Annotated in this window: 15 protein-coding genes; 8 read left to right on the forward strand and 7 right to left on the reverse strand. The window is 54.2% G+C overall.

Going from position 1 to position 21,967, the window contains the following annotated elements; all coding sequences use genetic code 11:
* The first annotated feature begins 2 nt into the window (after positions 1-2).
* From JMJ16_RS31495 to JMJ16_RS31530, 8 genes are all read left to right on the forward strand, one after another.
* The gene (locus tag JMJ16_RS31495; RefSeq protein WP_201388035.1) at positions 3-2,015 is read left to right on the forward strand and encodes a TOMM precursor leader peptide-binding protein; all 2,013 of its coding nucleotides are present in this window, start codon (positions 3-5) and stop codon (positions 2,013-2,015) included.
* A gap of 237 nt (positions 2,016-2,252) precedes the next feature.
* Positions 2,253-4,271: a hydantoinase/oxoprolinase family protein gene (locus tag JMJ16_RS31500; protein ID WP_201388037.1), complete on the forward strand. Its 2,019-nt coding sequence runs from the start codon at positions 2,253-2,255 to the stop codon at positions 4,269-4,271.
* Entirely contained in the window at positions 4,268-5,854 is a 1,587-nt protein-coding gene (locus tag JMJ16_RS31505; RefSeq protein ID WP_201388039.1) for a hydantoinase B/oxoprolinase family protein, read from the forward strand. The genes JMJ16_RS31500 and JMJ16_RS31505 overlap by 4 nt, the downstream gene beginning before the upstream one ends.
* A gap of 194 nt (positions 5,855-6,048) precedes the next feature.
* Positions 6,049-6,843 carry a sugar phosphate isomerase/epimerase family protein gene (locus JMJ16_RS31510; protein WP_201388041.1) on the forward strand — a complete coding sequence of 265 codons (795 nt, stop codon included), beginning with the start codon at positions 6,049-6,051 and terminating at the stop codon, positions 6,841-6,843.
* 110 nt (positions 6,844-6,953) lie between these two features.
* Positions 6,954-7,538 carry a hypothetical protein gene (locus tag JMJ16_RS31515; protein ID WP_201388043.1) on the forward strand — a complete coding sequence of 195 codons (585 nt, stop codon included), beginning with the start codon at positions 6,954-6,956 and terminating at the stop codon, positions 7,536-7,538.
* Positions 7,539-7,959: 421 nt separating this feature from the next.
* The gene (locus JMJ16_RS31520) at positions 7,960-10,731 is read left to right on the forward strand and encodes a hypothetical protein (protein ID WP_201388045.1); all 2,772 of its coding nucleotides are present in this window, start codon (positions 7,960-7,962) and stop codon (positions 10,729-10,731) included.
* A gap of 313 nt (positions 10,732-11,044) precedes the next feature.
* Entirely contained in the window at positions 11,045-11,716 is a 672-nt protein-coding gene (locus tag JMJ16_RS31525; protein WP_201388047.1) for a YitT family protein, read from the forward strand.
* 149 nt (positions 11,717-11,865) lie between these two features.
* Positions 11,866-13,488: a hypothetical protein gene (locus tag JMJ16_RS31530; protein ID WP_201388049.1), complete on the forward strand. Its 1,623-nt coding sequence runs from the start codon at positions 11,866-11,868 to the stop codon at positions 13,486-13,488.
* A 529-nt stretch (positions 13,489-14,017) separates the two neighbouring features.
* On the opposite strand, the gene JMJ16_RS31535 is transcribed toward JMJ16_RS31530, so the two are convergent.
* The 7 genes from JMJ16_RS31535 to JMJ16_RS31565 all read right to left on the reverse strand — a co-directional run bounded on the left by JMJ16_RS31535 (position 14,018) and on the right by JMJ16_RS31565 (position 21,891).
* Positions 14,018-14,455, reverse strand: coding sequence for a hypothetical protein (locus JMJ16_RS31535; RefSeq protein ID WP_201388051.1), 438 nt, complete (start codon positions 14,453-14,455; stop codon positions 14,018-14,020).
* Positions 14,456-14,641: 186 nt separating this feature from the next.
* The gene (locus JMJ16_RS31540; RefSeq protein WP_201388052.1) at positions 14,642-16,192 is read right to left on the reverse strand and encodes an ammonium transporter; all 1,551 of its coding nucleotides are present in this window, start codon (positions 16,190-16,192) and stop codon (positions 14,642-14,644) included.
* 501 nt (positions 16,193-16,693) lie between these two features.
* Positions 16,694-16,924 (reverse strand): hypothetical protein, encoded by a 231-nt coding sequence (locus JMJ16_RS31545; RefSeq protein WP_201388054.1) that lies wholly within the window; start codon positions 16,922-16,924, stop codon positions 16,694-16,696.
* 64 nt (positions 16,925-16,988) lie between these two features.
* On the reverse strand, positions 16,989-17,816 hold the full coding sequence (locus JMJ16_RS31550) for an ACT domain-containing protein (protein ID WP_201388057.1): 828 nt from the start codon (positions 17,814-17,816) through the stop codon (positions 16,989-16,991).
* A gap of 113 nt (positions 17,817-17,929) precedes the next feature.
* Positions 17,930-19,510, reverse strand: coding sequence for an APC family permease (locus JMJ16_RS31555; protein WP_201388058.1), 1,581 nt, complete (start codon positions 19,508-19,510; stop codon positions 17,930-17,932).
* A gap of 463 nt (positions 19,511-19,973) precedes the next feature.
* Complete coding sequence (locus tag JMJ16_RS31560; protein ID WP_201388060.1) at positions 19,974-20,765, reverse strand: metallophosphoesterase; 792 nt, start codon at positions 20,763-20,765, stop codon at positions 19,974-19,976.
* A 130-nt stretch (positions 20,766-20,895) separates the two neighbouring features.
* The gene (locus JMJ16_RS31565) at positions 20,896-21,891 is read right to left on the reverse strand and encodes a serine/threonine-protein kinase (RefSeq protein ID WP_201388062.1); all 996 of its coding nucleotides are present in this window, start codon (positions 21,889-21,891) and stop codon (positions 20,896-20,898) included.
* Positions 21,892-21,967 lie beyond the last annotated feature (76 nt).

Raw genomic sequence — 21,967 nt, forward strand, 5'->3', positions numbered from 1 at the left:
TCATGAGTGAGAAGCAGAACTACTCGATTGGGCTTATTGGGCAGGGACTCATCCACCAGCAGGTGAAGCGTCATCTTGAGAACACATATCAAATCATACCTTTGACGACAGAGAGTTCTTCCCAGCAATTAGCAGCGTGTAGCATCATTGTGTATTGCAGCGATACCTGGGCGCCTAGAACGCTTCGGGCGCTCAATCGGCGTTGTTTGCAAGCTGGTGTAGCGCTGCTTCCTGTGTACACGCAATTTGATGAAGGTATGCTTGGACCCTGTGTTGTTCCCCACAAGCAGGGATGCGTAAGCTGTGCCGAGCTACGTAAATTAGGGGCTGCGTCCTTTGAGGGTGATCGTGAGCTTCTGCACCAGTATCTCTCTCATGAGCGAGAACCAGTCGCCTCACAGCCCTGGCTCTCATCCTTCAGTCTGGAGACATTGGCAGCGCTTGCCAGCAGGGAAGTTGTCATGTATTTGCAGCAAGCAGGCCAGCTCCAGACGGAGAGTGCTCTGTTCACTCTCTCACTGGCAACGCTAGAGTGCCGCAGTCATGCGTTCCTTCCATTTCCTGCCTGTCCTGACTGTGGACAGCTTCCCAGCGATGAAGCTGATCAGGCAGTCATTGAACTCCAATCGCGGCCTAAGGCGGATGTGTTTTCCTACCGTATCAGTCAGCCATCGGCCACTCCCGAACAGATTCTCTCAACGTACGTTGAACCGCAGACGGGGCTGATCTCTACGCTTGTCGTAGAGAATGCAAATCTTTTGCCGACAACCTCATCGCATCTCTTCTCGGCTGGAGAGACAATGACCGGCACTGGTTGTACGTTACGCCCAGAGCAGAGCAAGGTGGTCTCCGTGCTTGAGGCCATTGAGCGTTATGCTGGCTCGCGTCCCAGAGGAAAACGCACCACAGTGCAAGCGAGCTACAACCAGCTCGTCCGAGACGGGCAATCGGTGCTTGATCCCACTGTCCTGGGACTGCATACTTCAGAACAATACGAGCAGCACAGGCAGACCCATGCCTGTCGTCAATTGATCCCATATCATCATGATCTGCTCTGCCGCTGGGTGTGGGGGTATTCCTTCCAGAGGCAAGCCCCTCTCCTCATCCCAGAACACTGCGCTTATTATAGTGTTCCCGCAAGCAAAGACAATCCAGTTTTTGCCTTCGAAATATCCAATGGTTGTGCGCTTGGGAATTGCCAGGAAGAGGCAATCTTCCATGGCATGCTCGAAGTAGCTGAGCGCGATGCTTTCTTACTCACGTGGTATGCTCGGCTCCAGGTGCCGCGCCTGGATCTGCGTTCGCTTGATGATCCTACGATTCGTTTGCTTATTGAACACCTTGAGTATCATTCAGGGTATACGATCCGCGCTTTTAATATCACCCTGGATCACGCGGTTCCCTGCGTCTGCTTGTTATGCGTCGATGAAAAAAATCGAGACGAGATGCCAAAGGCCTTTGTCGCGGCTGGTTCACACCCTCATCCTGAGCAAGCTATGTTGAAAGCACTGCGCGAGTTTGCCATGTTCCTGGCTTTTCCGCGCCGGTTGAATCAACACAACAGAGCCGAGGCCCTGAAGCTGCTCGCGGATTCGAATCTGGTGCGTAACATGGATCAGCACCCACTGGTATACTACCTCCCGGAGGCCTTTGAGCGGCTAGACTTTCTCTATCACACGCCACGCCAGCAAACCTTCCAGGAGGGATTTCGTGATTTTTATGTGCAACCGTCAGAGTGTCTGGACTTGCGCGAAGACCTGGAATCACTCACTAGCTACTATCTCAAGCGTGGTATTGATATTATGGTCGTCGATCAGACCGCGCCAGAACACAGTACTTGTGGCCTACACTGTGTGAAAGTGCTCATGCCTGGGATGCTTCCCATGACCTTTGGGCAGTCTAATCGCCGCGTTACCGGGTTCGAGCGCCTGCAGCAACTGCCATATACATTGGGTTATCAGAGTCATCCGCTGACAGTGGGCGAGATAAATCCCTATCCGCACCCATTTTTCTAGCGTCTGTTCTACCATCTCAAAGCAAAGAGGGCTGAATATGTATCGGCCCTCTTCGCTTTGTGTTTTGGGTTAATGATATTCCTTCTTAAAGAGACAATGTATGCAGTTGCTTGGCATATAGGTAACGGCTATTGCTGTTTGGTGGAGAACGTTGGCCCTTCGCCTGAGGTGCTCCTATGTTATATGCTATGGGTAAGATTTGCGGTACTCTAACCACCTGCTAAGGAGCTTGCATACATGACACACTTGCTGGTCGGAGTTGATACTGGGGGGACATTTACCGACATTGTGCTGTTGCGTGATGGCGGATTCAAAGTTCATAAAGTGCTCTCAACGCCCGAGGATCCCTCGCGAGCCATTCTTCAGGGATTGCGCGAGCTGGGTATTCTAGAGGATATCGAGGTCCTGGTGCATGGGTCGACTGTGGCGACAAATGCCGTTCTAGAGCAGAAAGGTGTCCCCACAGGCTTGATCACGACGGCAGGCTTTCGCGATATCCTGGAGATCGGCAGGCAGACGCGCCCCAGGCTGTATAGTCTGCGCCCGCAAAAGGTCCCTCCCCTGGTGCCTCGTGAACGACGCGTAGAAGTCAAAGAACGCTTAAATGAGCGAGGGGAGGTGCTTATCGCGCTGGATGAAGCCTCGTTGGAGCGCGCACTGGACGCCTTACAATCTGCTGGCGTGGAGGCTGTGGCGATCTCTCTCCTCTTTAGCTTCACCAATCCTGAGCATGAGCGGCGTGTGGCGGCGCGTGCGCGTGAGGTAGGATTCTATGTGTCAGCCTCCTCAAGCGTTTTGCCCGAGTTTCGCGAATATGAGCGCACGAGTACCACCGTTTTGAACGCCTACATCGGCCCCTTGATCGCGCGCTACCTGGAGCACCTGGAGCAGGAACTGTCCTCGCGTACCACATTGCGCATTATGCAATCTAATGGTGGCTCGATTTCAAGCGCGATGGCGCGGAGCGAAGCAGCCAGAACCCTGCTTTCGGGACCCGCCGCCGGTGTCGTTGGGGCCGCCTTTGTTGCGCAGGCCTCGGGATTCACGCAGACTATTTCCTTCGATATTGGCGGGACCTCGACCGACGTGGCCCTTATCAATGGGACCGCGACCGAGACAACCAATGGCATGATTGGAGGCTACCCAACCCGCCTGCCGATGATCGATATTCACACTGTGGGTGCGGGCGGGGGCAGCATTGGCTGGTTTGATACAGGTGGAGCGTTGCGTGTAGGTCCAATCTCGGCGGGGGCGAATCCCGGGCCTGCCGCCTATGGGCGCGGAGGAAGTGCCGCCACGGTCACTGATGCTCATGTTGTGCTTGGGCGCTTGATACCCGAGGCCTTTCTCGGAGGAACAATGAAACTGGATGCACAGGCTGCGCAGCAGGCAATGCAGGCCATTGCGGAGCGGCTGGGGGGATCAGTTGAAGAGGCTGCTCTGGGTATCATCCGTGTTGTGAACGCCAATATGGAGGCGGCCATACGCGTTATTTCAGTGGAGCGTGGGTGTGATCCACGCGATTTTGTCCTGGTGGCCTTTGGTGGCGCGGGACCGCTCCATGCCTGTGAACTGGCGAGCGCCCTGCGTATTCCACGTGTGCTGATTCCTACTGTCCCAGGCGTGCTCTCGGCGCTTGGAAGCCTGGTCGCAGATACATTAAAGGACTATGTACGCACAATCATGCTTCCCGCTGAAGAGGCTCAGGAAGTTGCGACCACGGTCCTGGGTGAGTTGGAGCAACAGGGACGCGAGGATTTAGCGCATGAGGGTATCGCTCCTGAAGATATACAAATCGAGCGCTACCTGGACCTGCGCTATGTTGGGCAGGCCTATGAACTGCTCATCCCCTATGGGTATGATGTGGCGCAGGCAGTGCTGGACTTCCATCGCATGCACGAGCAGCGCTTTGGGTATAGCGATAGTCATGAGCGAGTGCAGGTTGTAAACGTACGCCTCAAGGCGCGTGGGGTAGGTGATAAGCCCGCCTATGAGCGCAGAGAGGCTGAGGAACAGGTGGATGTGCGTCCGTTTGCCCAGCGCAAGGCTCTTTTCACGGGCGCGATGGGCGAGGCGCTCGCGTACGAGGTGCCGGTATACGAGCGCGCTTCACTGCCGGTGGGAGGCGTGTTGCAAGGCCCAGCGATTATTGTGCAATATGATACAACTACCGTCCTACCACCTAACTGGCGTGGCTCTGTTGATGTCGTCAACAACCTGGTGCTTGAGTACGTAGAGGAGGGTGAATCCGCATGATTGAGTCACGCAAGGTAACACCCATCAGCCTGGAGATCTTTCGCAGCGCTCTGACCGCCATCGCTGAGGAGATGGGAACCGTCTTGATGCTTAGCAGTTATTCACCCAATATCAAGGAGCGCCGCGACTTCTCCTGCGCACTTTTCGATGTGCAGGGGCGTTTGATCGCTCAGGCGGCTCACATTCCCGTGCATCTTGGCGCCATGCCCGACTCGGTTGCGACCGCGCTCACGACCTTCGACCATTTCGCCCCAGGCGACATTATTGCGCTCAACGATCCCTTCCTGGGCGGTTCCCACCTGCCCGATATTACCCTGATCACACCCATTTATGCCGAAATTCAGAACGAGTCATGTTTAATTGGCTTCGCTGCCAACCGGGCGCATCACTCAGACGTAGGCGGCATCTCCGCAGGTTCCATGCCACTTGCTAGCGAGATCTACCAGGAGGGGATCATTATTCCCCCGGTCAAGTTGTGGGAGGCAGGGCAGCCCAATCAGCCTCTGCTCTCGTTGCTCTTGCGCAATGTGCGTACGCCTGCTGAGCGCAGAGGCGACCTGGCGGCTCAGGTGGCGGCCAATCGCACCGCCGTTCGCCGCATGGAGGAAATGGTCGCGCGTTGGAGTCTGCCCACGCTGCAAGCGCATATTGAGGAGCTAATCGCTTATGCCCAGCGCATCACCTGCGCGACCATCGCGAATATGCCCGATGGAACCTATCGTTTCGAGGATTATCTCGATGATGACGGCATCGGCGAGGAATCAGTGAAAATAGCGGTGAGCGTGACCGTTAGCGGCGAAGCTATGACGGTCGATTTCTCAGAGAGTAGCTCGCAGGTGCGTGGGAATATCAATACCGTGGCGGCGGTGGCGAAGTCGGCGGCTTACTATACCGTGCGCTGCCTGATGCCCGAAGATGCTCCCATGAATCACGGAACATTTGCGCCAGTGACGGTCATCGCGCCCGCTGGAACGGTGGTCAATGCACGTCCTCCGGCGGGGGTGGCCCAGGGAAACGTTGAGACCTCGCAGCGCATTACCGATGCCATCTTTGGTGCGCTGGCCCAGGCGCTACCGGAGGCTATCCCTGCCGCCGGGCAGGGTACAATGAACAATATTACCGCCGGAGGGATTGATCCACGAACAGGCCAGCCCTTTGCCTACTATGAGACCATGGGCGGAGGTATGGGGGCACATCCTGAGCTGGATGGTCTCTCGGGCGCGCATGTGCATATGAGCAACACGCTCAATACGCCGGTAGAGGCCTTTGAATACGCCTATCCCATGCGTATCAGCCGCTATGAGCTGCGCGCAGGCTCGGGCGGTCAGGGAAAGCATCAAGGTGGTGATGGCCTTGTGCGTGAGATTACCTTTGAGGTATCCACCGATGTCACGCTACTCACTGAGCGGCGGCGCTTCGCCCCCTATGGCCTGCAAGGTGGAGAGCCGGGTCAGCGTGGCGAGAATTGTCTCGTTCACGAGGGGCAAGAGAAGCTTCTGCCGGGCAAGATCCATTTCCATGCGGCCCCAGGGGATCGTCTGACCATTGCCTCACCAGGCGGGGGTGGCTGGGGGGAACGCTAGCCCAGGAGGAGAGGAACGCGAGATCCAGGCGGGCGATGCCGTACTCTGGCCTGCTAAGATCGATCACACCGTCTGAACTGAGGAAGATTCCCTGGACGCTATCGTGATCGAAGTTTCTACAGAGGAATAACGTATAATAGGGCAAGACTGGTATACAAGAGCGTATAGTAGGCAGGAAGCGAGGAGACTTTACGATGAGGTTTGGTATCTGTGCACCCATGCGCGAGGTTGCCGCACTCAAAACAATTCCCTTTGATTATCTTGAGGAGAGTGTGCAGCGTTTTCTAGTGCCAGAGGCGCCCAGAGATGTTTTTCTGGAGCAGCTGCAGTTTGCGCGCACCTTGCCTGTTCCTGTTGAGACAGCCAATGTTTTCCTGCCCGGGGACCTGGCGTTGATCGCTACCCCCGTGCGACCTGTGGATCGCTCACGTATTGAGCGCTATGTGCAAACAGCCCTCCAACGAGCGGCGGAGGCCGGTATTCGTTTGATTGTCTTTGGCAGTGGCGTGGCGCGTGCCTGTCCAGAAGGTTACGCGCATAATGAGGCCCTGTCACAACTCGGAGAGTACCTGGAGCACTGGAATATCTGGGCCAGCAGGTATGGTGTCGAGCTTGTGCTGGAACCTCTGCGCTATGAGGAGAGCAATATCTTCAATACAGTCAGTGAAACAGAGGCTTTTGTCGCAAGCCTGAACGCATCGCATGTACGCTTGCTGGCGGATACATATCATATGGCCTGTAATGGTGAGGCTCCTGAGACCCTTACCCCCGTTGCTCGGAATCTCGCACATGTGCATGTGGCAGAACATGCGGGACGCTCAGCCCCGGGGCGCCATGGCGAGGATCTGCGCCCCTATTTTCGGGCGCTTCACCGGGCTGGCTATAATCATCGTATCTCGATCGAGTGCAACTGGGATGATTTCGCGGTGCAGGTCGCTCCAGCCTTTGAGGCATTGCGTGAGCAATGGGAGGGTAGCGTACATCGCTAGTGCAGCTTGATGCCCGAAACGTCATGCTTGGCGTTAGCAGTGCATGACGTTTCGGGCCCTGGAACTTTTCTGGCTCCGCTTCGTTGTATCTCCGAAGGAGGTGCATACATATGCGTCGTACATTTGTTTTCTTCTCTTTGTGTTTGCTTTGCGTGTTGCCATTAGGTATGGCTGCTTGCGGGAGTGGCGCTCAGCCAGGTTTTGGCTCAAGCGCCATGCCAGGGGAGACTCCAACTCCCAGCGAAAAAACTGCTACTCCTGGTGCGCCAACGCCGGTGCCTTCGCAGAAGACGCCTGGCGCTTCCACCTCTGTGGAGGTCATTGTCAGTAAGACATCCTACGCGAGACAGGAGGCAATAACGGTAACGATCTCTAATCGTTCTGCGCAAAGCATCTTTGCCGCTATCAATCCCTCCAGTTGCACGGTTATTCAGCTTGAGCGCCAGACCAGCGCGGGCTGGCAGGTGCAACGTCTCTGTGGTTCTTTCTCCGCAACAAGTATGCTTGCGATCACCGCTCAATCGAGTAAAACCATTGTGCTTAAACCCAGATTTCCAGGCATGCAGCCCGCAACAACGCCGGGTATGTGGACGGTGGGAACATATCGCGTTGTTCTGGCCTATCATCCAGCTCCAGATCCAGATACGATTGGTGGCGGAACGCAGGTTTCTTCACAGAATTTTGCGATCGCTTGAAAACATGTTCTTGCATATATATTGACATTGTTTAAACTTAACGGTATGCTTATAAACATGTAAGCAACAAAAGCATTTTCGTCGCTTTTGCTATTACTGATGTGCTTACATGGCATTTCCCTGTTCCCTTCACACTGCATAGGATGCAGTTCATCACACACGGCTCTGGGGGAGAGCCTGGTTCCCTTCCACTATACATACAACGTAACAAAAGCATATACGGACATGCGCATGCTTTTTGAGACAGCTATGTGCCAGGGCCGCGTATGCCTGGAGGGTGCATGGGGTCGTAGGGTATGGTCCGCGATGTATCCAGTTGATAAGACTATGTTCCTATCGTGCTGAGATACCTGACTGATTTCTGACTAAATAATCTGTGCTATCAGTCGTGTCCTCGCAAAAGCAAGGAGGTTTTTCGCGTATGTTTCGCTCCCATACATGGCGGCGCTATGTCATCGCGAGCATTTGTGCCGCACTTATGCTTTTTAGCACAACTGCCGCGTATGCCAGGCCAGTGCAGCCACATTACAATCACTTCCTCTATAACAATCCCGATGGAGATGCCCTGTATGAGGACGGTCCTGAGGGGCAAGCGGAGGCGGCGGCACAACAGTATGATGATCGTGCCTATCCACAAACGTACATCGATTATACGCGTGTCAACACTGCCTATAATGCACATCTTGCTGTTACCCAGCAGGTGATGCCAGCCAACATCAAGTCAAACAGTAACGGTGACTGGCAGCTTGTGGGTCCTAGCACTCCCCAGGTTGCACCTCAGGCTACCTACACTGGGCGCGCTACTGTTACATCTGGCCGCATGAATGTTATTTTAGTGGCCAACGACTGTAATGCTACGCTCTGTCGTGTCTGGGTTGGCGCTGCTGGTGGCGGCATCTGGTCAACTGAGAATGGCCTGGCTGCGAAACCCAATTGGACCTATTCTTCGGATGGCCTCTCCTCCAATGCGATTGGATCGATTGTGCTCGATCCCAATGATCACTCGGGACGGACGCTGTATGCTGGCACAGGCGAGCAGAACGGCTCAAGCGACTCCGAGGCAGGCGTTGGCCTCTTCAAATCGACTGACTATGGCAAGCATTGGAAACTGGTTGAGGGCAGTGTCCCGGCAGCCAAGGATCGCGCAATTAGTTCGGTCGCCGTCGATCCCACGAACGCCAAACATATCTACATTGGTACGGCGGTTGCGCGCCATGGCTCATCCGCGGTCAATGGTGGACGTTTTACACCTCCCCACGCGCCAGTTGTTGGCCTGTACGAGTCGCTCGATGGTGGTAAGACCTTTAAACTGGTCTTTAGCAAAGAGAGCGATACCGTCGACCCTTCTTCTCCAAACGGCAATGACTTCTTCCGTGGTGGTGTAAGCAAAGTGCGCTTCTATCACCAGGGCGCAACGACGCAGGTCTACTTCTCTGTCTTTGATTATGGCCTGTATCGCAGCAACAACGGCTCGTTTGAGCAGATCTTTGCCTCCGCTGGTCAGGGCACAGTTGCCAATAGCTCACTCTCACGTACCGAGTTCGCGTTGGCCCCCAATGGGAATAAACTGCGCATCTATGTTGGCGATAGCGGCAACTCTGCTGCACAGCTATACCGCGTCGATGATGCAAATGCGCCGGCCAGCACTTTGACGAATGGTACAGCCAATCCTGGCTGGCTCGACCTGTCAAACCAGAATGCTGGTACTCCTGGCTACTCATCGTACAACTATTGTGGTGGGCAGTGTACCTATGACATGCCAGTAGAATCTCCCGCCGGACATCCAGATACCGTCTGGATTGGTGGGCAGATGCAGTATGACGAGATCTTTACCACAACCCCGCCCTCCAATGGTCGCGCGGTTCAGCGCTCTACCGATGCTGGAGCTAGCTTTACCGACATGACCAATGATACCCAGAATCCTCCCCTGGGTATGCATCCCGACCAGCACGTCATCGCCTTCGCACCCAGCAATCCCGATATTGCCTTCCTGGGTTCGGATGGTGGCATCGTGCGTACAAGTGGGCAGTTCGCGGATACCTCCAGCGATTGCGCGAATCGCGGCATCTCGGGGACTGATCTGACGGATTGTCAAGCATGGCTGAAGGCGATTCCAACGCGCATTTACAGTCTCAACGATGGTCTCTCAACCCTTCAGTTCCAGAGCTTGTCGATCAACCCGAAGGATCCCAAACACGACCTGATTGGTGGTACTCAGGATAACGGCACCTTTGCCAGCACGCCATCAAACCTCTCCGTCTGGACACAGACCGTGGGCGGCGATGGTGGCAACTCGGTTATTGACGCTGGTAACCCCACTATTCGTATGCACACCTATTATGGTCCAAATGGCGACGTCAACTTCCGTGGCAATGATCCCAATGGTTGGGATTACTGGGCGGACCCGCTCTTCGCGAGTGGAGAGGCGGCTTCGTTCTATGTGCCTCTGATCGGCGATCCCAAGGTGAGCCAGACGATGTTTGTCGGCCTGGAGCACGTGTGGCGCACGCAGGATAGTGGTGGTCCCCAGGCGTACCTGGATCAGCACTGCAACGAGATCACAGGCGACTTCACGGTACAGTGTGGCGACTGGGTCCCACTGGGTCCCAACCTGGTGGACTCCACCTTTGGCACAGATAAGGGTGGCAGCTATGTGGTAGCCCTTAAGCGTGCGCCGAGTGATACGGGTACGCTCTGGGCTGCGACACGCCGTGGCCGTCTCTTCATCTCGACCAACGCCAATGCTCCCGCCGCTAACGTGACCTATACACGTATCGATACCTCGGCGCAGCCCAATCGCTTCATCAGCGGTATCGCGGTTGATCCGAAGGATAAGTATCACGCCTATATCTCCTTCTCGGGGTATGACGCGTATACTCCCAACACGACAGGCCATGTGTTCGATGTCCATTACAATCCCGCGACGGGCAAAGCATCGTGGAAGGATATCAGCGCTAACCTGGGTGATCAGCCTATCACGAACGTCGCCTATGACAGCGTGACCGGCAACCTTTATGCCGCGACCGACTTTGGTGTCGATGTCCTGCGTAATGGTAGCTCGCACTGGCGCACCGCCGCTAAGGGCTTGCCGATGGTGGCTGTGTATAGCCTGACCATCTCTGAGTCCGGACGCGTGCTCTATGCGGCCACGCACGGGCGCAGCGCCTGGCGGCTCAATCTCTCCAACGACTAAGTGACTGCCCTGTCAGTCAGTACCAGGGACCCGGTGCTCAATTGAGCGCCGGGTCCCTTTTTTATGGCCTAGGCTTCCTATTGGTTGGCACTGTGCTCTATTTATTGGCTGTTGTATCGCAGCCAGACATACTATAGGCTTTCTATAGGTATATGTGATGGAGTGAGGAAAATGCCTCCTGCATTTTCCTCACTCCATCACATATACTCAAACGAGCCACAAGGTGGCGAGAAGTCCTGAGTAGAATACATAAGAGAATGGATACTACATGCGGCATATCTTCTGGCGCTCTCTCTTTTCATGGAAGTATTTTTTGCGTTTGCTGGTGGTTATCGCTGGCTTATTCCTCTACGCGCTTGGCATCGTACTGACCTATCGCTCTGGTGTGGGACTAGACCCCTGGGATGTTTTTCACCAGGGCATTAGCAGGCATACTCCGCTCTCCTTTGGTATGGCCAATATCGTGGTTGGCGCGGCTTTGATTGTGTTGACGCTGGCGCTCAAGGTCTACCCCGGCGTAGGGACCATCTTGAATATGTTCCTTATTGGAACCTTCGTGGACCTGCTCTTGCGCTTCAATGTTATTCCAGATATAGGACATCTGGCGCTGTTCTGGCGCTTGCTCTGCAATGCACTTGGCGTAGGCGTCATTGGCCTGGGAACGGCCTTCTACATTACACCCCGTCTGGGCACGGGACCTCGCGATGGCTTAATGATGCGCCTGCACACCCTGACTGGGCTGCGCGTGGCGATTGTGCGTACCTCTATCGAGGTGTGTGTGCTGGTGATAGGGTTCCTGCTGGGCGGCACCGTGGGTATTGGCACACTCATCTTTGCCCTGGGCATCGGACCCGCGGTTGAGGGAAGTTTTTACCTGCTAAAGAAGGTTATGGCGTGGATGCATCTGGTTTCCCATACCAGGCCCGTGGCGCGGGCCCATATGGATGCTGTCGGAGAAAACGCGACCCTCTCGGGCGAAAAATAGGGCATTTGACCCATCCCTCTTGTTCTGCCAGGCTGTATGCTAAGAGGCGTAGAGTGGTAAGTATTGATGAGAGGCCATAGGTTGATGCATCTAACTATTAATCTAGATATGGCCGCGTTTGCAATAATCTTTGGACAGGAGGGCTCGTAATGGCTCGAAGCCTCTATCGTTTCTACTTATATGCGGTTGCCACGGCATTATTGATTTTTGCGATTACCGCCTTTGGCTCGCTGCTCTCGACTGGCCTCGCGTTTACGCCCCTGCGTGGCACATATCAGAGCATACCTACGCAGGCTCAGTTCGTGCAGGCTGTGAGTTATGCCTGCGTGGCGTTTCTCATTGCAGGCCTCTTAGGCGGCCTGCACTACTGGCTCATACGCCGTGATCTCCGGCAAGAGCCTCAGGCAGCACACAGTGCTATCCGTTCCTTCTTCTTGAACACGACCGAAGGGGTAAGTGTTGCCTTTGGTGTGCCATTGCTGGGTGCGGCACTCTCGTCGTTGGCGTCGACCTACTATAGCGGTGTCATCTTCATCTGGTCGTCAGCTCTCTCCTTCTTGCTTCTAGCCTGCCTGGTACATCTTGAGCGCCGACGCACTGGTGAGCCTACCGGACTCGCGCTCGTCTTTCAACGCATCCACATCTTCGGTGTGCAACTCGTTTTATTGTTCACTGTGACGGCCTTCTTCGTGTTGGTGCCCTCGATCAGAGAGGTGATCGATACACTTTTCTTTGGTGGCGCTGCCCAGTGTGGTGTGAGTTCCTCCTGCAATCCTGCCAACCCCTTCTGGCTACTGATCTCCTTGCTCTGGGTCGCGGGAAGCTGGATTTTTTACAGTTGGATGGCACGTCAGGATCGATCCCTGGTGACACGTTTGATCTTTCATGGCCTGGGCCTTGCCTATGGTGTGGCCTCCCTGCTGCGAGGATGTTTTCTGGCAATTGTTGTGCTGCTTCACCTGGGGTATAGAGATACTGTCCACCTGGCGCAGATTCTGGGATATCAGGGAACATATGATTTCTTCTCGCCCCTGGTGTTGGGGGTGCTTCTCATTGGCATCTATGTCTGGTCATTGAACAGTAGCATACGCCAGGAATTGATGCGTTTGGAAGTATTGCGCCTGACCATGCTGACGATTGTAGGAGCCGTCCTGGCGGGTGCGTTCTGGTGGGGGCTAGGGAGATTACTCTTTAATGCGCTGGAGATAGTGTTCCCAACCAATGGAGTGCTGGTAGATCACCAGGCGTGGTTTGAGTCCTGGGCATTGGTGCTCTGCGGGGCCTGCTATGTGTTGGTAGACTGGTATGTGCGCAGAGTATATAAACGGGATGGCGAACTGGTAGCGGGATCGCGTCGTGGGTATGTGCTCACCCTTCTGGGAGCAGGCGTCCTGGCGGGTGCGATTGGCCTGGCAGTGGTATTGTATACCGGTGTTACCACACTGCTTGGTTCAGCTGTGTCGAACTGGCAGCTGGCGGCGCAGGGAGGACTTAGTGCCTTCCTGGTTGGCGGCGTCCTGGTGAGTATCTATCTGCCAACCGCGCTTCGTGAGCATCTCTTCAAAGGGAGCGAGGTGCCACATGAGGAGAAGCCCTCTTCTGTGGTAGTTCAGCAACCCACGGGTGTGGTACCGGAAGAAGGTCATGAGGAACAGCCTGCTTTGTCGCAAGACGCGGCGATTGAAGCGATCCTGGATGCCTTGCTGGCCAACACGCTCTCGCGTGATCAAGCTGCTGCGCGTCTGCATGAGCTTATATACATGGGCAAGTAAGTAGTTACTCTGGAGCGAGACAAAGCCCTGATAGTGCATCTGGTCTATCAGGGCTTTGTCTCGTTAAGTTATGTTTCGGGTGAGCCGCCCAAGGAGCCTTAGGCATGCGAATAGTGGAGCGTCTCCACCTCAAGGGATGTCACTGTATGCGTATGTGGTGTGGTCTGCGTTTTAGGTGAGCAGTGTGGGCAATAGGAGAACAGAACCGAGCTATGTGGACGGCGCATTTTGCATGCGTGACGGTTGCAAATGGTATGCCCGCACTTGACGCAGGACTGAGTGTTCCACCAACCTAGCGATGCGTTGCACAGGGTACAAGACTTTTCATTATGCATGAGCTTCATGCCTCTGGCTCCTTTGACTGATTCTCAATCGGGATGATACGCCCGGCCAAACCAAACTCTGATCCATCCCTGGTAAATGATCATATTTCCGACTGCTCTAATAAGATATTAGCACACCCTAACAAAGACGTCAATATAGTGGTAATGATGAGTGGCTACTGGTTCTTCCAGGTCTGCTAGCCGTACTATTTCATATAGGCGAGGAGAGTGAGCCAACCAAGCGCTAGTAGGAGAAGAGCCTTAAGACTTTCGACGAGAATAAAAGCCTTGTGATAATAGGTGGTGGGGAGCGGATTACCTGCTATCGCCTGCTCGGCGCGGCGATTAAGGGCTGGACGCAGGCTCATTGATTGGTAGAGCACAAGGATAATGATGAGAGCAAGAAGGAGCGCCAGGAGAAGGCTGGGGAAGTGCAGAGCATAGCTGCCAATCAGGAGGACTGCCAGGAGAATTTCTATTCTATTGAGAGCGGTAAAGACCAGGCGCCCGATCCCAAGCCCCAGGGCCTGAGTAATGCCGGGTGCGCGGAATTTAAGTGGTGTTTCCAAAAAAGAGATGCCCAGCAGCAATCCCAGCCAGAGAAAGGGTAGCGCAACCTGTAATGCTTGAGCTATGTAAGCCATGAAAATATTTCCTTCGCGACTTTCTAGTCAATATCTGTGCTTGTTACTCCTCTATAGATTGTAGAGCAACAGCCAGCGGAACGCAAAGGCAAATAAGACATAGGGTGTCATGCCTGGGCGAGAACGTAAAAAAACTTCAGGGGGCCACAAGCCCCCTGAAGTTTAGCTGTGATCATGTATTGGAAGTTAATCTTCGCCTACACTGACAGCTTCGGCCAGTTCATGTTCCTCTGATGCTGGCACATGGCCGTTAGGACCCACCAGGGAAGGCGTCAGCCCCATCAGAGCATACTCAGGATAGGCGACCGCGCCGTGCTCGTGCAGGTCCAGGCCCTCAATCTCACCCGCTTTGGAGACGCGCAGCACGCCCACATATTTCAGCGCAAACATGAGGACAAGGGAGACAACCATGGTTGCCGCCACCACCGCGCCAGAGCCGATGGCCTGGTCGAGCAGTTGCGTGGCCCCGCCACCGTAGAAGAGACCTGTGACAACCGAACTGGTGTCGGCACCTGTGGGTGTCGGCAAACCGTATGCACCCGACGCGAAGAGACCAAGGGATAGCGTTCCCCAGATACCACAGGCGAGGTGCACAGGAACGGCGCCAATAGGGTCGTCGATGCGCAGGTACTCCAGGACATCAATGCTCCAGATTACGACGAGAGCGGCAATCGCTCCAATGAAGAACGCGCCAATAGGATCAACCCAGTAGCAGGGGCAGGTAATGGCGACCAGTCCACCTAAGAAGCCATTGACAGTGAGACCGAGATCCCATTTTTTCGTACGAGCATAGGAGTAGAAGAGAGCGACCAGTCCACCGCTACAGGCTGCAAGCGTAGTGTTGAAGGCGACGCGACCAATGCCAACGGCATCGAGCGCTGAGAGCGTGCTACCAGGATTAAAGCCATACCAGCCAAACCAGAGGATCAAGCCGCCAACAGCGCCGATGATCAGGTCATGTGGCGCAGGTGGGCCACCGCCGTCGCGCTTGAAGATGCGACCCAGGCGAGGACCAAGAGCGATAGCACCCGCTAACGAGATGGCACCGCCAATGCTGTGAACGACCGTCGAGCCAGCGAAATCGTGGAAGTTGAGGCCGACGAGCCAGCCATCAGGGCCCCAGGCCCAGTGACCAATGATCGGATAAATGAAACCAGTAACGCCAATGCTATAGAGGATGTCGCCCCAGAAGCCGCAGCGGCCGATCATCGCACCAGAGGTGATGGTCGAAGCCGTATCAGCGAAGGCGAACTGGAAGACCCAGAAGGCGAGCAGTGGCACACCCGTCGAAAGATAGGTGGAAGGGAGACCCATAAGGAAGAAGCCCTGGGTGCCGATAAAGGGCGTGCCAGGCTCGAACATAAAGGCGAAGCCCCAGGCCCAGAAGAGAATGCCACAGATGCAGGTGTCAGCGATGCCTTCGACCAGGATGTTGACCGATTCGCGAGAGCGTGCGAAGCCCGCCTCAAGCATAACAAAGCCAACCTGCATACCAAAGACCAGGAACGCAGCGACCAGTACCCATACCGTATTCACAGCATTTATTTCTGGTGTCATAGTCGGGGCGCCATGGACCGTTGCATGTACCACTGTTGGCAGGATCACCCACATTGCGGTGAGGACAAGAGCCAGGCCTAGCAACTTTCCAGTCATGAGGAGTGCGACGTTCTTACGAACGATTGGATTGCTTGCGTTTGTGCGCAAGCGCTCCCAGGTAGTGCGGAGAAGTTTCGTCATCTTGCAATAAGTCCTTTCACGCGAAAGACAACTTGAGTAAGAAATGTGCTCAATGCGAGCAGATGGCGAACGTACTCGGCGCTGAGTAATTATGGGCAGACCTGTGGGGGGGCTGCCACCAGGGAGGGAGTCTGTAAATATCGTCATTGATGTGCATCGGTTCTATGGATTAGTATAGAGCCTTTTAATTTATATTCTTAGATACAACTTGTCACAAATCGCTCGCCTGTTTTTGTGCAAATTTTACAAAAATAGACACTTTGCTGAGCTTTTCTTGAGAGAAAACACCTTTTTATTGAGCTTATATTTAGTATAAAGGCCTTTTTATTGAGAATTTCTTTATAAAATAGCCGGGCAATTTGTTTAAAATGCCCATATTTAAAATGCCCATATTTATATGCCTCCTATCCGAGTTGAAGAGGTTTCTATCTCAGATAGAGGCAGCTGCAGATCCAATGTATGGTGTTGAGTCGTAAGGTAGGAGGGAGCAGAGGAATGGCCTCAGGAGGTGCGTGTGTTCCCTTTGCGGTTCCACCAGCGGCGAAAGGCGACTATGGCCCAGATGCCCTCTACCACGCCAAATGGCCAGGTGCCAGCCAACCAGCCGTAGAGCGAAGAGGCCGCACAGGCACAGGCAAAGATCAGAACCCAGTAAGCGGCACGATGTTCGAGGGCATAAGAAAGTAGCATGATGCCCACAGCGCATGCTCCAAAGATCGTCAGCGTATCCATAGATTTTCGGGTCTCGTTTCTAGGAGGGTAGTAAAGTACGCTTGCCAGGATGCGTAATCCAAAGCTAGCGTTCGATGATATGTCCAGCCTGTTCTAACACCTGCAAGGCGCGTTCCACGTTCTCCTCTTTGACTAGCAGGTAATCAGTCGCATACGTTGCGATGGCCAGGACACTGATGTAGGCCTCTGCCAGGGGAATTGCCAGCGAGGCATTGACGCCCGCGATCGAGAAATCAAAGGCCCCGCGCACCTGAACACAGCGCCACCCACGCTCCGCTTCAATATCGCCAGGAACATTATCCTCCTGGCAGACGATAGAGAGCTCTTCGGGTGTACGTGTCAGGGAGACAAAATCGCCGAGCAGAGCCCAGTAAGGGATATGTTTATCAGGGTGGAACTGACACACAGCATATTTATCTGGGAGTAGTGAGAGATTGAGTTGCTTCATCGTTAACTGCGCTTGCTCCTTTATTGCTTGCATTTTAGCCTTTAACTGCATCAAGTTGCCGATTACAAGCGTGTTGGTCTTTTTGTTTCTGCCAGAGCGTCCACAGCGATAGCAGGCCGGGACGCAATTCTCGACGGTTGTTCCTCCTCCTTGTGGCAGTGGAATAATGTGGCTCATGACCTGGAAGGGTCGCTCCTGGCAGTAGGCACAATGCCAATTGAAATAGTGCAGAGTCGTAAGCCATTCAAGTAGTGTTAGCGTGGCCTGTGCCTGGAGCGAGCGTGTTTTGCATAATTGTCCCTCAAGGCGATCTATTTCACGGATAATCAAGAGATAGTATTCTTCTGTACCAGCGAGTTGGCGAATAGTCTGTACATGTTTACGCTTGCTCGTCATGACTCGTTCTGCGATGCAGAATAAGGCTCGCTGATGTTTTGGTCCCATTGATGTTTCCTTACATCTCTAGGCGCGTCCTTACCTGTATATTGTGACCCCTACCCCTTCGATCCCTCTATACACAAGGGGGCGAAGGGGCATACGAATGGTATTGAATGCTATTAGTCGCCGCTTGTCAGCGCGCTATCACCACCAGCTTCGAGTACAACATCACTGCTGTTAGCAAGGCTCGCCTTGTGGTCCTCTGGATAGAGGATGGGAATACCTTTGACGAGCTTGCGAATGTAGAGATAGGCGAAGCCAACAACTAGCCAGAGGAGTGAGAAGGCTCCTGCGATAATCGTGTCTGTCTGCGTGGTACCACCACCAGCGATGGCGAAGTAAAGCACGCCGATCAGCATAGCGATATTGAGCAAGGCTCCCAGCCCTGGGAAGATAAACGTTGTAAGGAAGTTGCGCCCCATAGCACCAGCAAAGGCGACGATGCAGATGAGGCAGGTCATGCCATAAAGTAAGAACGTGCCGATATTTGAAATGAGTGTTACCTGAGTGAGATTGTCGATGTTGAGCACACCATAGGCGCCGATGACCGCTGAGATCACTGACAGGACGATCACACCGACGTGTGGTGTGCGGTATTTACCATGCAGGAAGCCGAAGACCAGGGGAAGCTCTGTATCTTTTCCCATTGCGTAGGTTACGCGAACGCCTGTGTTGAGACAGGAGAGCGCGGTACCGATGAGCGCGATAACAGCTGTAGCGGCCAGGATCACCGCGAAAGCCAGTCCATTGCCACCGAGCATCTGGTCGCCAATGATTTTCGCCATGTCCCCAATGGGGGCCCCAGAGGCGAACGCGGCGTCAAAACCAGTCTTGCCAGCGGCATGGTAACCCGTGTTGATAAAGTAGTTTGCGGCGAAGTACTCCAGGAAGTAGAAGACAACCGCCTGAATAACCAGGGAGAGCAGGACGCCACGCGGAATATCGCGTCCAGGATTCTTGGACTCGGCAGCCAGGGCCGTCGCCGATTCAAAGCCGACAACCAGCAAGATGGCGATAGTGGATTGCTGAATAAGACCTGAGAGGTCATGTGGCATAATTACGCTCAGTGCGCTGGTGTGCAGATAATGCACTGCGGGATGCTGAGCACGATAGATAATGGCAAGTACAGAGAAGGTGACAAGGGCGACGATCTGAATCACGTTGATGACGATATTGGCCAGTGTCGAGCCAGTCACGCCAACATAGGCGATGGCGCCGACGATTCCGGCGAAGACCACACAGACCAGCACCTCTTGCCAGGGTGCGCCAAAGTCGGGATAGAACGTCTGGATAATGTAGGTGATAAGCAGGCCCATGAAGGCCACCATCACGCCCGGGTAGATCCAGTAATACAGGTGAGAAGCCCAGCCAACCAGGAACTTGCTCAGGCGCGCGAACTTGAAGTGTCGATGCTCTTCTTTATGCAAGACCGAGGCTTCAGCGAAATAATACGAGCTACCAGCACCTGCTTCAGGGTAACGGTTCGCCAGCGCTGAGTAAGCGACGGCTGTGAGCAAGGCAATCGCAGTTGCAATGAAGACTGAGGCCCACATGTTCATTGCGGAGGAGGGATTGGCTTGCAACTGATAGGTGGTCCAGAGGAAGGCTCCAGGCGCGATAAGCGCCATGGCGTTGATCGTGACACCGGTGAGACCAAGGGTCGGTACCATTTTGACTTCGCTTGGGTTTTGAGCTGCCATGTCAGACTCCCTTCTTAAACTGGTTTGAACCGTGCATATGGCGTCATTACCATGGAGAGGGGCCGTCTTTGCTCACCTGGAGAGAGGTTCGCGTCCGGTGCGTACCTGTTCCAAATCTTCTTCTCCGAACCCCCTGAGCGCGCGTGTCCCCGAATGGGGGAAGCGCTAGGCACGCCAGTGACGTTGGGGTTCGGAATAAGATCATATCTCTTAGAGCAAAGTATATGAATTTTCTGGCAGAGATACTATGTGTAAAACAGAAAATTTTAAGCGTGATTTTTGTGCATCTTACACAAAAATCACGCTTTTCTTGAGCGCCCTTTGAGGCGAGCCAGTTCTTCTTTGCGCGAACTTCGAGCCTCTCAGCATAGCAAATAGTCAATTTGTACAGAGGGCAATAAGTCGGGAAAATAGGAGATTGGCCCGCTTCTATGGCTGGTGCAGGCCAAGGTGTTGGTATCTATTAGAGTTGGTGTACAAAGCCTCGCCCTCCAAAATAGAGGCCACCGTCAACATTGATGCAGCAGCCACTTGCATAGATCCAGGGATGCTCAACCTTTTTAGGGGAGCAGCCAAGCATAAGGTGAATTGGCGTATGGCCATGGAGGAGTTGCTTGCCACCATAGATGCCTAAGAGGCGGCGTGCGAACTCCTCGCCGTGCTGGACATGGAGAAAGGCGCCACGCCTGGCGAAATCTTCCAGCATTTCCTCCCAGGCCAGGGCATCGCTGTGGCTTAGCAGCTTGCGAAAGGTGATATTGACCTCGTCGATGGTGCGCCCACATTTAAGATAGAGGGGAGCGTCGGCGTGCAGCAGAAGGGTCTCATCTACGATGGCCATGGCGGGCAGGTGCGCCATCCAGTCGAGATGGCGCAAGGTTAAGCTGACGATATCTTTCTGATTGCCTCCATTGCGTTTCCAGCGTGTGAGAAAGGTGCTTCCTAGCCCGGTTGAGCGTCTGCCGAAGCGGTAGGCTGCCAGCAAGAGCATCTCATGATTGCCCAGCAAAGAGGCCACGGTGCCGCCTACGGCAGCGGCCTCGCCCTGGAGGCGCATCACGAGGTCCAGCACCTCAACACCCTGGGGGCCCCGGTCCACAAAATCGCCCATAAACCAGAGGGTCGCATTCCCTCCGCACCAGGCGTGATGTTCATCAATTAATTGTGCCGCCTGTAGCAGTTTAAGCAGCGACTTGAATTGTCCATGAATGTCGCCTATAACATAGACTGGCGGTGATGCATCGGTAGGTGCCATAGATTGGGTCTTGTTGCTCCTGATTTTGTATACTGAACTGTCTGACGCTGCTAAAATACGCGTCTATATATTAATGGTACGAGGCCCATCGCGCCATTACATGTAAACGCGTGCTTTAGCAGCGTCGTGCCTAATGCTGGGCATTATGTACAAATTGTACAAGGAAACCAAGCGCGATGATCACCACAAAGATGGCGAGAATGATCAGTGTCGCAGTAAGCGCGGTCCGGCTGGACTGATTGAGTTTGGGCGCCTCTGGCTCATAGGGGACCGGTTGAACCTCTTCAAAGTTGCGCAGGTCGTGATAGAAATCGCGTATCGATTTGTAGCGCTTCTCCGGATCACGGCGAATAGCGCGCATGACCACCGTTGCCAGAGCGGGTGAAAGGTCCGGGTTCGCGAGAAGCAGTGAGGGAGGATCCTGCGAGACATGCTGATTGATGATAGCGAAGACATTCTCTCCCTCGAAAGGTGTATGGCCGCAAAGCATTTCGTAGAGCATGATGCCAACCGCGTAAATATCAGAGCTGGCGGTGCCACGCTCGCCTTTGAGTTGTTCGGGTGACATGTAATCAGGTGTGCCTACGGTTCCGGAGAGTCCGCGCCAGGTCACACGGCGCGCCCCCTCGAGTAGGGCAATGCCAAAATCAATAATTTTGATGTCTCCATCGTCTGTGACCATGACATTTTCAGGCTTTATATCCCGGTGAAAGACACCCTGCTCATGGCAGTAGGCAAGCGCATCGCAGAGTTGAAGCGTAATGTGAAGCGCCTGGCTGGTTGGCATTGGTTTGTCCTCTTGATCCTCCAGTAGCAAGCGCAGCGTCTGCCCTTTGATATACTCCACAACGAGATACTCTTGTGAACGTTTCTCATCTGTATTGAGCAGTTCCTGTACCGAGGGATGATGCAGCCGGTTCCCGATCTCTGCCTCGCGTCGATAGCGTTCAAAGACCGCGACATTGCCAATGAGATCTTCGCTAGGAAATTTAAGAACCACGTCGCGCTGATCGGAGAGATCACGCGCGAGATAGACCCGGTTCATCCCACCATGACCCAGCATGCGAATAATTTCATAATGATCAATACGCGTGCCGGGTTTATAGGCTGTGGTCATGCGTGCCATCGGCCTTTCTTCAATACGATCACGATCAACTTGGGACCTGCGACGCTAGTATAGCATATCCCTAATTTAAAGGAAT

The organism is Ktedonobacter sp. SOSP1-52 (genome assembly GCF_016587395.1).

Coding starts and splice junctions, on each gene's coding strand:
- JMJ16_RS31495 (WP_201388035.1), top strand. CDS start 3: ATGAGTGAGAAGCAGAACTACTCGATTGGGCTTATTGGGCAGGGACTC.
- JMJ16_RS31500 (WP_201388037.1), top strand. CDS start 2,253: ATGACACACTTGCTGGTCGGAGTTGATACTGGGGGGACATTTACCGAC.
- JMJ16_RS31505 (WP_201388039.1), top strand. CDS start 4,268: ATGATTGAGTCACGCAAGGTAACACCCATCAGCCTGGAGATCTTTCGC.
- JMJ16_RS31510 (WP_201388041.1), top strand. CDS start 6,049: ATGAGGTTTGGTATCTGTGCACCCATGCGCGAGGTTGCCGCACTCAAA.
- JMJ16_RS31515 (WP_201388043.1), top strand. CDS start 6,954: ATGCGTCGTACATTTGTTTTCTTCTCTTTGTGTTTGCTTTGCGTGTTG.
- JMJ16_RS31520 (WP_201388045.1), top strand. CDS start 7,960: ATGTTTCGCTCCCATACATGGCGGCGCTATGTCATCGCGAGCATTTGT.
- JMJ16_RS31530 (WP_201388049.1), top strand. CDS start 11,866: ATGGCTCGAAGCCTCTATCGTTTCTACTTATATGCGGTTGCCACGGCA.
- JMJ16_RS31535 (WP_201388051.1), bottom strand. CDS start 14,455: ATGGCTTACATAGCTCAAGCATTACAGGTTGCGCTACCCTTTCTCTGG.
- JMJ16_RS31540 (WP_201388052.1), bottom strand. CDS start 16,192: ATGACGAAACTTCTCCGCACTACCTGGGAGCGCTTGCGCACAAACGCA.
- JMJ16_RS31545 (WP_201388054.1), bottom strand. CDS start 16,924: ATGGATACGCTGACGATCTTTGGAGCATGCGCTGTGGGCATCATGCTA.
- JMJ16_RS31550 (WP_201388057.1), bottom strand. CDS start 17,816: ATGGGACCAAAACATCAGCGAGCCTTATTCTGCATCGCAGAACGAGTC.
- JMJ16_RS31555 (WP_201388058.1), bottom strand. CDS start 19,510: ATGGCAGCTCAAAACCCAAGCGAAGTCAAAATGGTACCGACCCTTGGT.
- JMJ16_RS31560 (WP_201388060.1), bottom strand. CDS start 20,765: ATGGCACCTACCGATGCATCACCGCCAGTCTATGTTATAGGCGACATT.
- JMJ16_RS31565 (WP_201388062.1), bottom strand. CDS start 21,891: ATGGCACGCATGACCACAGCCTATAAACCCGGCACGCGTATTGATCAT.